This window comes from Marinobacter flavimaris, assembly GCF_002933295.1.
Lineage (GTDB): Bacteria > Pseudomonadota > Gammaproteobacteria > Pseudomonadales > Oleiphilaceae > Marinobacter > Marinobacter flavimaris.
This window is the reverse complement of the sequence record NZ_PSSW01000011.1, coordinates 44,624-56,774: the sequence shown is the minus strand read 5'-3', so window position 1 is coordinate 56,774 and position 12,151 is coordinate 44,624. Positions and strand designations below refer to the sequence as shown.

Here is a 12,151-nt window from a genome sequence, read left to right as displayed (position 1 = left end):
ATTCCTTTCCTGGCCGGGATCTTCGCTTGGTCTATCCTGAGCTTTCAGGTGCCATGCGTGCAAGTTCCTTCCGCAACCGACGTCGGACTTTCAGTTTGCGTAAAAGGTTTATCGGCTTTGGCTTGAGTTGGCTAAGCTTGTTGATCAGGAAATCCTCGACCGCATCAAGAACCCGCTTGCTGGAACGACCATCCCGGAAACTGTGCAACTGGTCGCAAAGAGCTCGCGTTTCTTTCATCAGCGGATCGGGATACTGCACCGCCTCTTCCAGAGCTTTCTCAACGCCCGCCACTTCCTGAACATCGATCAGATAAGGCCCCGGCATTTTGGTTCTGAATGTGACCACCGGGCGATCCAGGAACATGAACTCGAACATGATGGACGAGGTGTCGCAGAGCATCACATCAGCCTGCGGCAGCAGAGGCAGCAGATCTTCATCGCTCTCGACAAAACGAAGGTTCTCGCCACTCAGCTTGCGATACTGATCCACTACCGCGGGATCCATTTTCGGATGAAGCGTTACAATGAACTTCCAGCGACCACTTCTGGAGAGCTCGCCGATCTTCTCCACCAAATCCGGAGCTGACGTAACGGACCGGCTGAACGTTGAAGCGTAAAAAACAACCGGCAACTCATTTTCCAGACGGTTTCTCTTCCCGATTTCATTCCGCGACAGCAATGGATCGAGCTTTGGCCAACCTGTGTGAGCAACCCCGAAATGCTGGTACCGCTCGGCCAGTTCACGGAACTTTTCCGTGTCTTTAAGGGCATGCGTACAGTAAAGATCGAACCATCCCCGAATTCGGTAATGGTCACTTTCATCTTCGCTGCTATGGCCCCGCTTGTTGCGCGCCATGCCATGGAATACCTCAACCTTGATTCCGGGAAAAAAGTAGGGCACCCAATCACCGGGAACGAAGGTCGCATCCGCGTTGTAATCCATGACCTCTTTTACGGAAACGAGACGGCGCTCATCGGCCTGAAGTGGAGCTGTTGAGCACCCGGCGACGAACCAGGCAGCCTCATCGCCCCGGCGCCGTATCTCTTCCTGCAGCGGTCGCAGTATTGAATAGGAATAGGGTTGGTTTACAAAAAACAGGTACCGGCGCATTCAAGCCCTGCCCGTCAGCGATTTGTATAGCTCACCCGTCTCAGTGACGGTCTGTGAGGTGTGAAAATTCCGGGCTATCCGTTGCCTCGCAGCCTGCCCAAGAGAGGCCGCCAATTCACGATCGCTGTAAAGCCGCTCAATAGCCGCTGAAAGCCCGGGAGCATTTTTCGGTTCAACCACAATACCGCTGACGCCATCTTCCACCAGCTCCGGCATACCGCCAACACTGGTCACTACCGGCGTCACTCCGTAGACCATCGCCTCGATGACCGCACGGGGCAGACCTTCCCTTTCCTTCGAGGGGAGCACAAACACATCACTGGCCGCCGCTATGGCCGGCGCATCGTTGCGGTAACCCGTAAAGTGAATCCGCTCGGGGTGAGAGGTGGCAGCGGCCTGCGCCTGAATCTCTTTGTTATCAATAACGTCTCCCACCAGCAGCAAATGTATATCTACATCCTCAGGCAGCTTATCGATCGCTTCAATCAGGTCATCGAAGCCTTTTCTCGGGGTATTTCTCCCGGTGCAGCACACCACGAAGGCATCTTCCGGAACACCAAACTGTGTCAGGTCGGCCTTGGGCGATTGATACCAGTCCAGGTCGTGCCCTTTGTAGATTCTCTGAAGCTTCCGTTCAGGAATGTGCATCCACAGAAACCGGAGGCTGGCCAGGTAATCCTTGATGGCATCAGCGACACAGACAATCTTGCTGACGCGAGGATGCAGGAAGGTAATCCAGGATTCCGGATTGAGAAAACTGATGTTACCGATCACACCACGATAGGCGACGATCTTGATATCCGTGCCCCGGGAAGCCCGTAATCCGCAGGCCAGGGCCCGGGGATTATAAGCATGAATGACCTCGTAGTTTTTCTTGGCCAGTTGTTGGCGGATGGACTCGGTGCCCTCTTTGTCAAAGCGGTTCTTCAAGGCCATGGGGCAGGCAACCATGCCCTCGTCAACAAGACGCCGATAGTTCCGGCCCTTGGGGTTACACATGACGTCGACGTCGAACCCGGCCTTTCTGAGCCCGATAAAGAGTTCAGTCTCCGGACGATCACAGGCATCCGTAAGACAAAGTATCGACGGAAGCGATCCGCCCTGTTGTGGATTGGTCAAGTGGCCATTCCCCTGTTGTATCCGTTCATGAAATAACTCCAGGCTTTTGCCCGTGCGTCTTCTCCGGCCACCTTTACCAGCGATCGCGAGAAGCGATCAAGATTGGCCTCTTTCCAGCGCGCCGGGGCACTGCCAGTCATCAACCTGCTCTTGTCGAAATCAATCAGAAAGTATTCGTTGCCCCGGACCAGTACATTGAAGCAGTTCAGGTCCGCATGCATGACGCCGGCGTCGTGAAATCGACGAATGGTTTCTCCAATGGACGTCCACGCCTCATTGCCCAGCTCCGAGATAAGGTCAGCCAGGGGCGTGGTGTTCTCCAACCGTTCAATGATGATGGCGGCCCGATACTGAATTGGCGACAGTTTCCGATACCAGGCCGCAACAGGACAGGGTACGGGAAGCCCCTGGCTAACCAGCTTGTTGAGCAACCGGAACTCTGCAAAGGACCGCACATGCTCCTCGCCGGTGAAGGCATAGGCGTATCGCGCAAATTTCGCCATCAACCCGCCCCGGCGATATTCTCGAAGCACCAGTCTGTCCTCTCCGGCCTGCAAAAACCAGGCGCCGCCGCGGCCCCCGCTGCTTACCGGGCGGGCTTGATTGCCCCAAGAGGCGGAATTGAACCAGTCCTCGGTAACCCTGCCCTCGTAATCCGGGTGAATCAGCATTGCCGAAGACCTTTCCCGGATACAGATTTCAGACTCCACCATGCTGGGTCCCCGGTCACCGAAATTGAAAGAAGGCACGTACTACCCACTCACGCCGGGACGGAAACGCGCGAGTAAGTTAGAATGGCGGCCAGTTTACCAATGAATGCCGACAAAGCTCCACAGCACCAGGCCACAACCTGAACCGGATCAATATCTGATGAACTCCATCTGCATTCTTCGCCTGTCCGCCATCGGCGACGTGACTCACGTAATACCTGTCGTGCTGAGCCTCCAGGAGCAGCTTCCCGGCGTGAAGATCACCTGGGTTATCGGCAAGATCGAAGCCAAGCTGGTTGGCGATCTGCCCGGCGTTGAATTCATTATTTTCGACAAAAAGGCCGGTCGCAAAGGCTACGCTGAGCTTCGCAGACAAATGACGGGGCGCAAGTTTGACGCGCTGCTTCACATGCAGGTGGCTTTCCGAGCCAACCTCGCCGCTGCCTGCATTCCGGCCAGAGTCAGGATTGGCTATGACAAGGCCCGCAGCAAGGATCTTCACAGCCTGTTTATCAACCACCGGATCAAACCGGCACCGAAGCAGCACGTGCGAGACTGCCTTGCCAGCTTCCTCGAACCTTTGGACCTCAAGGCCGCGCCGCCGCGCTGGCAGATTCCGTTGAAGGATTCAGACCATGAGTTTGCGCGTGAGCAACTGGCTAATGACCGCAAAAACCTTGTAATAAGCCCGTGTGCCAGCCACACACTGCGTAACTGGCCCGCTGAGCGTTACGCACAGCTGGCCGATCACGCAATTCAGAAGCACGGCATGAAGGTGATTCTGGTGGGCAGCCCCGCCCCGTTCGAGGCAGAGTACTGCGCCGCCATCGAAGCCGCAATGAAGGAAAAAGCGCACAACATCTGCGGCAAGGACACCCTGAAGCAACTGACAGCGTTAATGACCCATGCCGACCTCGTGGTAGCGCCCGATACTGGGCCGGCACATATCGCCAGTGCGGTGGGCACCGATGTCCTTGGGTTGTTTGCCGCAAGCAATCCTTACCGCTCCGGGCCCTATAATTCTCTGGACTGGTGTGTGAACCTGTATCCTGAAGCACTGGAGAAGTTTACCGGCAAAACGGTGGAACAGGCCCGGTGGGGGGCGAAAGCAGAGTTCGAGGGGGCGATGGACCTGATCACGGTTGCAGATGCCACGGATATGCTGGATCGTTGGGTTGAAGTTAACCCAGTGGCCAAAGCTGAAAGCGGGGTCAGATGAAAGCGTTCATCTGACCCAAAATTTCACTTCCGTGCGGTGTAGTCCTGGTAGGACTTCTCTTCCACGAAACGAGACCCCAGGGCCAGGTTGACCTCTTTTTTGATCGCAGCGCGCTTGTCATTGGTGACGTATACAGCGCGTGCCAGCTCAATAAATCTCGCGCCAAAGTCCTGGGCGGCTTCCTGATCCCGAATATCGTCTTCAATCACCCACAGCTCTTCGTTGACCGCTTTCAGCTGCTTGCGGAGATCGGCGATTTCAGCAGCCTTGTCCTTTACCGCCTGGTCCCAGGTAGCGCTCAGCTCATCAAGCTCAAGCCGGACATTCTTGACCTTCGTTTCATCCTTGATGCGCTCGGACTTGATTTCGAGAATGGTGATTTTGTCCAGCACCTCGCCAAAAGATACCGGTACCTTGATAACGTCTGCCATTTGCTCGTCCCGCCAGTAAACAGGGTGTGTTAAACAACAAAGCCGCCGGGCTGAAACAGCAAACGGCGGCCTGCGGTTATTCTGGAATCAGCCTTTTACGTGGGTCAGCCAACCGCTGTGCTCGGCCAGCTTGCCCTTGACTGCATCAAAGTACATAGACTGAAGCTTCTCGGTCACCGGGCCACGCTTGCCGGCACCGATCACACGGCCATCCAGTTCGCGGATCGGCAGCACCTCGGCCGCTGTGCCTGTGAAGAAGGCTTCGTCGGCGATGTAGACCTCATCGCGGGTAATCCGGCGCTCCTTGATCGGAATGTTGAGCTCACGCGCAAAATCCATGATCGTGGCACGGGTAATACCCTCCAGGCAGGAGGTGAGTTCAGGCGTATGCAGCACACCATCACGCATGATGAAAATGTTTTCTCCGGAGCCTTCGGCAACGTACCCTTCGTTGTCCAGCAGCAGGGCTTCCTCGGCACCACCGGAAATGGCCTCGTTCAGGGCCAGCATCGAGTTAATGTAGTTGCCGTTCGCCTTGGCCTTGCACATGGTGATATTGACGTGGTGGCGCGTGTAGGAGGACGTGCGCACCTTGATCCCCATTTCCTTCGATTCCGGTGACATATAGGAAGGCCAGCTCCAGGCCGCAACCATTACGTGCACCTTTAAGTTATCAGCCCTGAGCCCCATACCCTCGGAACCGAGAAACGCCATTGGGCGCAGGTAGGCTTCGTCAAGATTGTTTTCCCGTACCGCTGCACGCTGGGCCTCGTTGATCTCGTCCTTGCTGAACGGCATCTTCATGTTCAGGATGTGGGCGGAACGGAAAAGACGATCTGTGTGCTCTTTCAGGCGGAAAATGGCCGGGCCATTCGCGGTATTGTAGGCCCGCACACCTTCAAAACAGCCCAGGCCGTAATGCAGGGTGTGAGTCAGGACGTGGGTCTTGGCATCCCGCCAGGGAACCATTTCACCATCCATCCAGATAACGCCATCGCGATCAGCCATCGACATTCTTCATTGCTCCTAAAAAAGCGTTTTTCGGGGGAACCGGCATTCTAGCAGGAAAATCTGCCGGAATTGAATTTGCCTCAGGCCTCAATCATCACTTTTTTCCACATGGCGCGGATGTAGTCACGCTCTTGTGAGAAGGCATCACCCTCCACCTGACTATTGAGGTTCTGGAGCGCCCGTCGGTGGATGGTGGAGCGAAGGGCGATGAAGGTTTCCCTGAGTTTTTCGGCATCTTCCACAGCCATCACCCCGGCGCGCCCCAGCTCCTCCATCTGGCGAATGTTATCGGACCACTGGGTCAGCTCCGGGTGCTCAGCGGACCACGCCAGCATCAGGTACTGGACGATAAACTCGATATCAACGATGCCGCCGGTATCATGCTTGATATGAAACACCTCGTCCTGCCGGCTTTCCGGCGTGGCCAGACTGGCCCGCATCTTCTCCCGCATTTCGACCACTTCGTTCCGGAGTTTCTCACGGTCACGGGGCTGACAAAGGATCTCGTGGCGTATGGATTCAAAAGCTTCAAGGGTCTCCGTGCATCCGGCAACACCCCGGGCCCGGGCAAGCGCCTGATGCTCCCAGGTCCAGGCGTCCTCGCGCTGATATTTTTCGAAGGCCTGCAGAGTACTGACCAGCAGCCCGGAGTTACCGGACGGCCTCAAGCGCATATCAACCTCATAAAGCTGCCCCGAGGGCGTCTGGGTGTTGAGGATGTGGACGATCCTTTGCCCAAGCCGCGTGTAAAAAACCGCATTGTCGATGGGCTTTTCACCGTCGGTGGCCAGCTCCGGATCAGCTTTGTGCACAAACACCAGGTCAAGATCGGAGGTATAGCCCAGTTCGATCCCGCCCAGCTTGCCATAGCCAATGATGGCAAAATCGGTTTCACAGGCGGAGCCATCTTCCCGGCGCGGATAGCCGTGGCGGCTGACCAGGTTGGCGAAGGCTACGTCCACCACATGATCCAGAACAACCTCGGCGATCCAGGTGAGGTAGTCACTGACCTTCATCAACGGTAATGTGCCTTTCAGTTCGGACGCCGCAACCCGCAGGATATGGGCTTTCTTGAAATGCCGCAGTGACTCCATCTGCTCTTCCAGATCCTCAAACGGAATCCGAAGCATCTGCTGGCGCAAATCATCCTGCAATTCTTCTTTCGCGGGCGGGCTGTACAGGCTCTCGGCGTTCAACAGCTCATCAAGCAGGAGCGGTGTTTCCGCCAGCTGCCTGGCAATCCAGGGGCTCTCACTGCACAACCGCACCAGTTGGGTACAGGCGCCCGGATTTTCCAGCAGCAACACCATGTAGGCCGTGCGACGCAGTATGGCTTCCACCAGCTGCAACACCCTGGACAGGGTCTCGGACGGGTTATCAACCTGGGTGAGCGCCTCAAGCAGCATGGGCATGAACTGATTGAGTCGCCGGCGCCCCTGGGTCTGTAGATTCTGAACAGTCCTGTTTTCACGAAGTTCAGCCAGCTCCGCCAACGTAGCACCGGGGTCTTCATAGCCCCGTGATTTGAGCCAGTCGGCGGCGGCCGCCTCTTCCATTTCGGAAAGCCAGAGCTCGAACCACCCTTCTTCGAGGGCCCCCTGCCCCTCATCTTCGTCATCTTCCGTGGTAATAATGTTGGAAAAATGCGTGGCGACCCGCTCCCGGTGTTCTCTGAGGCACTGTTCGCACGCCTGCCAGTTCTCGAAATCCATAATTGTGGCGACCCGTGCCCGGGACAGCTCATCTTCCGGCAGCAACTGGGTTTGCTTGTCTTCCATACCCTGGAGCGCATGCTCCAGGTTTCTGAGAAACACATAGGCGTCGCGAAGCTCACCAACCACCGGCGACGGCAACAGCTCGAGCTCTTCCAGCTCTTTCAGGATGACCAGCAGCTCCCGCTGCTGAAGCTCCCTGTCCCGGCCACCGCGAATGAGCTGGAATGCCTGAACCACAAACTCGATCTCTCGGATACCGCCGCTACCCAGCTTGATATTGTTTTCGAGCCCCTTTCTGCGCACCTCCCGGCCAATCATGGCCTTCATGCTACGCAGGGACTCGAACGCGCTGAAATCGATGTACTTGCGGTACACGAAGGGGCGCAGCGTCTCCATGAGCACCTGACCCGCCCTTTGATCGCCCGCCACCACCCGGGCCTTGACCATGGCGTACCGCTCCCAATCCCGCCCCTGGTCCTGATAGTAGGTTTCCAGAGCAGCAAAACTCAGCGCCAGCGCGCCACTCTGGCCATAAGGCCGGAGACGCATGTCCACCCGGAACACAAAACCGTCTGCCGTAATCTGGTCCAGAGCCTGAATCAGCCGCTGGCCAAGGCGAACGAAGAACTGCTGATTATCCAGTGAGCGCCGCCCGCCAACGGTTTCCCCCTTGCTCGGAAAGGCAAAGATAAGATCAATGTCCGAGGAGACGTTCAGCTCCCGACCACCCAGCTTACCCATACCCAGCACCACCATTTTCTGGTCGGTTTCCTGGCCGGTTACCGGGTCGGCCCCTCGAGGCGTACCGTATTGCTCGCAGGCGTCCTGGTATAGCCAGCTGAGCGCTCCATCAATACAGATATCGGCAAATACACTCGTCGCCGCCATGGTCTCAGCCAGGTCCGCCCATCGCATCAGATCCCGCCATATAATCCGGAACTGGGTCTCCATGCGGAATTGTCTGAGGGCCGAATGCAGGCCAGGCTCACCGTCAACTTCAGAGAGGTACTCCTGCCATCGACTTTCCAGATAGTCCGGAGTAGTTGGCTCAATCAGCGAACGAGAGGCCATCAATGCCTCTACCTGATCGGCATGGCGTTCCAGAGTCTGGCGAAGGAACAAACTGCGGGAGATCGCCGTAGCCACTAAGGTGTCATCCATACCCTCCGGTGAGGTCAACCAGGCCGGACCCCCTTCCGGGAACACTGATTCCCAGCACCCGGCGACATCATCCGCCAGCGGTTTCGGAAGGCTGTGCCATGGCTCGGACATAATGCAAACCCCTGTCTCTCTGTTATATTTCGGGTACTGTATAACGAACTTACCCGCAACTGAACAGGCCGCAGACACGGATGCAACGAAACCGCCGCCCACTGAATCCGGAGCATCAGCAAACTCACCTGCCCATGGGCGGGATGATTCGGAGCCGGATGAAGCGCCTCTTTGCGATCCTGGGAACACTGCTATTGGTGCAGGTCCTGATCATCTGGGCGGTCGAGGACCTGGAACTATTCGAAGCCGCCTGGCTGACCATGACCACGCTGGTAACGGTCGGCTATGGCGATTACGCACCCCAGACGATGATCGGGCGGTTCAGCACCATTGTGCTGATGTTTATCGCCTCAATTACGCTGCTGACACTGATCGTCAGCGACTATATCGAATACCGGTTCTACCGCCGGGAACGTATTTTGTCGGGAAGGTGGATCTATAAAATGAATAACCACATCATCATCATTAACACGCCCCAGCACGGCGGCGACCAGTATTTTATGAGATTTGCTTCCCAGATTCGGGAGATTCCAGGGTACGAAACCATTCCAATCATGATTCTGACCCGGAAGTTTCCAATGGGGCTACCCACCGAGCTCTCGGACATCGGGGTGGTGCATCACCACGGAGCAGGCTTTGATCCAGAGGCGCTGAAGGCCGTCCATGCAGGCAGCGCGAGGCATATCATTGTGCTGGCCGCAGACGAAGCGGACCCATTTTCAGACAGCCTGACGTTCGATATTGCCCACCGCCTCACAGAAATCAATCTGGGCCATCGCACCATTGTCGAGTGTGTAAACGACCAGAACCGTGGGCGCTTCAAATCCCTCGGAGTGCGCATTGTGCTCCGCCCAGTGAGAACATACCCGGAGATTATGGTTCGTTCTGTGGTTGCACCCGGTTCCGAGAAAGTGCTGGAAGATATGTTCAACTACGAGCATGACCACCCTCATCGTTATGACTTGCAGCTGGACGACCTGAATTGGGCCGACATCGTAAGCGCTCTGGTACGCCATGGCATTGGCACCGCTCTCGCCTACATTGATGAAGATGACGAGGTTATCTGTCATCCGCCAACCAACGAAGAAATCGAAGGCAAGGGGCTGATAGTACTGGTTAAATCTTCTGAAACACCGGAGGTCTCTGTGGTGCAGGAAGCACTGGAGCGGTACCGGGCATTCCTGAAGCAGTGGCGCGCCCATTCCGCGGATCAGGAAACCGGCGATTACTGACCGGCAGTGGCAAGCTGTAACTGGAGGACACCCAACGTCGTGGAGCCTTCAGCGAGATCACGAATTGCAGCGCCCGTGGCCAGATCAGACATCACACACTCCCAGAGTTCACCGCACCCTGCGGCGCCAGCCGCATTTGCGACGCGCGACAGGTCGTATTCCTGTGCAGGAAACGGCTGATCCAGCAACCAACAGACACTCAAGGCCTGAAGGAATTCGGTAATGGAAAGCGCCTCGCTTTTACGCGCCGGCTCCGGGTGATACAGGCCCGCCAGAAAATAGCCCTGCTCGGCCTTACTGACCAGATTCAGGAAAACCGGCACTTCCCTGGCCAGCTCGAGCGCCCAAGCCACCAGCTTGCTGTCGTCCCCACTCTTGAGCTCAAACTCCACCTCGTGGAGCGGCCACCTGGCATCATTGCCGGCCACAGTGCCGGAATCGACTGCTATCTCAATGGAAGTCTGCCCTTCTTCCAGCCAGAGCACCTGGCGCTGAAAGTTGGTTTCAAACACAATCTGGAGCCGGCTGAGGTCCAACCCGGCATTCAGCGGTGTGTCTTCCAGTAACGACAAAGCCAGTTCAGGACTGGATACAGGCCACTCCCACTCCTCGCGTCGGTGGGCGCCATCAACGAATTCGCCCCGGGTTTTCAGGGTCTGGATATAGTCATCACCTGCTTTGCGAACCCTCAGCGCAGCTTTGGCTCGATTCAGATCGGCATTGGGCGTGTCGAAATAGTGATTGATCAGGGATTTGGTTTTTCCAGCTCGGACTTCAGGAAGTGAGGAAAGCCACTTTAAAGCCTGTGCCTGTGCGGCCTCAGAAACACTGAGCTTGATTTCCAGTTCGGTTGCCATGCCAATGCCTTATTTTTCGGGATTCATAAACGCAAAAAACCGGCGACCCTGAGGTCGCCGGTTTTCATACTACAGGATTAGCCGATTGGCTGATCAGAAGTAGTAAACACCACCAACGGAAGCGATAGAACGCTCGCTTTCGTCAGCAACGCCGTATACACCGTCGTCACCGCCACCGAGGTAGCCTTCGAAGTACACATACATGTGGTCAGACAGGTTGTGCAGAGCCTGGAAGGTTACGGTAGAAGTTTCAGTGTCGTTGGCGTCGTCAGCCAGGGGCGAATTCGTGGTCGTGCTAAACACCGATGGTGGAACCGTTGTCAGCGTGCTCAACTTCAGAGCTTCCGCCTTTGACGCTGTCATGGTACAGAACGTACTGGATGTTACCTTACACGGTCGGCATGGAATCCATTTTGGCTGCCAGCTCGGAAGCAGACATGGTTTCCTGGGCCAGCGCGGAGCCAGAGAACGTTGCGACTGCGATAGCAGATGCGAGGAGCGTTTTTTTCATGTTGCGCCTTCCTTTTTGAGTTAACTCAGGTTTTAGCGACGGGTTCTTATCCCGATTTTGTAAGGCTTCACCAGTCAGGCTGGATGAGGCCGATTCTGCATCACCCTATGTCAGTTTTATGACAAAGGAGTAACTTTTCTTCTTTTTCGAATAAATCTTGCAGATTCCAGATCTATACAGCTCAATCACTTATCGAACTTTCTTAAAGTTCTGGATGATGAAAATGCTTTAATACAATCATTCTCATTTTGCAAATTAACTGCAGTGCGTTTTTAGCTCTTTTGGCACCAGAAACGCAATCATTTATGCAATTTTGTGCTCGTGAGCTGCGTTACAGTTGCATATCAAATCCGAGGCCAGATTTTAACAAACCCCTTATCAACAAAACTTAGACTGAAAAAACCCTTGGATCGCAACGACTCCGAGGACATTTCCGCACCATTAAAGGCCGGCATGACCACCCGCGCACTACAATAGCGCAAATACTTATACACTCTGTTATCGAGTCTCGAGCATGAACGTGACGGGCCCGTCATTCACCAACCCGACCTTCATATCTGCGCCAAATCTGCCCTCACCCACCTTTTCCGGCCCCAAACCGGAACGTGCTTCTACCACAAACCGTTCATACAGCGTGTTGGCGGCATCCGGCCCCGCTGCAAGAGAGAAGCCCGGCCTGGTTCCGGAGGACGTATCCGCCGCCAAAGTAAACTGGGAAACAACAAGAAGGGAACCACCGATATCCAGCAGGCTACGATTCATCCGGCCAGTCTCATCGGGAAACACACGATAAGTGAGAATTTTTCGGCAAAGCTCCCTTGCCTCGTGCTCGCTATCTCCCTTTTCCACACCCAGCAACAGCAAAAGGCCTGTGTCGATCGAGGCTATCTGCTCACCGTCCACGGTAACACTGGCTTGCGACACTCGCTGGATCAATCCTTTCATTCACTGCCTTGAGGACGT

General features: G+C 55.7%; 12 protein-coding genes. 2 read left to right on the top strand and 10 right to left on the bottom strand.

Features of this window, described 5'->3' with window-relative positions; genetic code table 11:
• Window positions 1-31 precede the first annotated feature (31 nt).
• The 3 genes from MDHKLMBL_RS17495 to MDHKLMBL_RS17485 are packed head-to-tail and all read right to left on the bottom strand — an operon-like array spanning window position 32 to window position 2,943.
• Window positions 32-1,111, bottom strand: a complete 1,080-nt coding sequence (locus MDHKLMBL_RS17495; RefSeq protein ID WP_104271640.1) for a CDP-glycerol glycerophosphotransferase family protein — start codon at window positions 1,109-1,111, stop codon at window positions 32-34.
• Window positions 1,112-2,230, bottom strand: coding sequence for a glycosyltransferase family 4 protein (locus MDHKLMBL_RS17490; RefSeq protein ID WP_104271638.1), 1,119 nt, complete (start codon window positions 2,228-2,230; stop codon window positions 1,112-1,114). It abuts the gene before it with no gap.
• On the bottom strand, window positions 2,227-2,943 hold the full coding sequence (locus tag MDHKLMBL_RS17485) for a 3-deoxy-D-manno-octulosonic acid kinase (RefSeq protein WP_104271636.1): 717 nt from the start codon (window positions 2,941-2,943) through the stop codon (window positions 2,227-2,229). The genes MDHKLMBL_RS17490 and MDHKLMBL_RS17485 overlap by 4 nt, the downstream gene beginning before the upstream one ends.
• Window positions 2,944-3,100: 157 nt before the next feature.
• Here MDHKLMBL_RS17485 and MDHKLMBL_RS17480 point away from each other — a divergent pair, with 157 nt between their 5' ends.
• A complete protein-coding gene (locus MDHKLMBL_RS17480) occupies window positions 3,101-4,159 on the top strand; it encodes a glycosyltransferase family 9 protein (RefSeq protein ID WP_104271634.1) in 1,059 nt (352 codons plus the stop codon).
• A 23-nt stretch (window positions 4,160-4,182) separates the two neighbouring features.
• On the opposite strand, the gene MDHKLMBL_RS17475 is transcribed toward MDHKLMBL_RS17480, so the two are convergent.
• The 3 genes from MDHKLMBL_RS17475 to glnE form a co-directional block, all read right to left on the bottom strand.
• Window positions 4,183-4,590 (bottom strand): DUF6165 family protein, encoded by a 408-nt coding sequence (locus MDHKLMBL_RS17475; RefSeq protein ID WP_104271632.1) that lies wholly within the window; start codon window positions 4,588-4,590, stop codon window positions 4,183-4,185.
• Window positions 4,591-4,677: 87 nt separating this feature from the next.
• Window positions 4,678-5,604 (bottom strand): branched-chain amino acid transaminase, encoded by a 927-nt coding sequence (locus MDHKLMBL_RS17470; RefSeq protein WP_104271630.1) that lies wholly within the window; start codon window positions 5,602-5,604, stop codon window positions 4,678-4,680.
• Between the two features lie 77 nt (window positions 5,605-5,681).
• Entirely contained in the window at window positions 5,682-8,588 is a 2,907-nt protein-coding gene (gene glnE, locus MDHKLMBL_RS17465) for a bifunctional [glutamate--ammonia ligase]-adenylyl-L-tyrosine phosphorylase/[glutamate--ammonia-ligase] adenylyltransferase (RefSeq protein WP_104271628.1), read from the bottom strand.
• 80 nt (window positions 8,589-8,668) lie between these two features.
• Between glnE and MDHKLMBL_RS17460 the strand changes: the two genes are divergently transcribed.
• On the top strand, window positions 8,669-9,820 hold the full coding sequence (locus MDHKLMBL_RS17460; RefSeq protein WP_104271626.1) for an ion channel: 1,152 nt from the start codon (window positions 8,669-8,671) through the stop codon (window positions 9,818-9,820).
• Here the strand turns inward: MDHKLMBL_RS17460 and MDHKLMBL_RS17455 are convergent.
• From MDHKLMBL_RS17455 to dtd, 4 genes are all read right to left on the bottom strand, one after another.
• On the bottom strand, window positions 9,814-10,677 hold the full coding sequence (locus tag MDHKLMBL_RS17455; protein ID WP_008170885.1) for a CYTH domain-containing protein: 864 nt from the start codon (window positions 10,675-10,677) through the stop codon (window positions 9,814-9,816). The two genes, MDHKLMBL_RS17460 and MDHKLMBL_RS17455, sit on opposite strands and share 7 nt — an antisense overlap.
• 93 nt (window positions 10,678-10,770) lie before the next feature.
• Window positions 10,771-11,040 carry a hypothetical protein gene (locus tag MDHKLMBL_RS21205; protein WP_008170887.1) on the bottom strand — a complete coding sequence of 90 codons (270 nt, stop codon included), beginning with the start codon at window positions 11,038-11,040 and terminating at the stop codon, window positions 10,771-10,773.
• Between the two features lie 25 nt (window positions 11,041-11,065).
• Entirely contained in the window at window positions 11,066-11,188 is a 123-nt protein-coding gene (locus MDHKLMBL_RS21300; RefSeq protein ID WP_008170889.1) for a hypothetical protein, read from the bottom strand.
• Window positions 11,189-11,686: 498 nt separating this feature from the next.
• Window positions 11,687-12,133, bottom strand: coding sequence for a D-aminoacyl-tRNA deacylase (gene dtd / locus MDHKLMBL_RS17445; RefSeq protein ID WP_039881843.1), 447 nt, complete (start codon window positions 12,131-12,133; stop codon window positions 11,687-11,689).
• Window positions 12,134-12,151 lie beyond the last annotated feature (18 nt).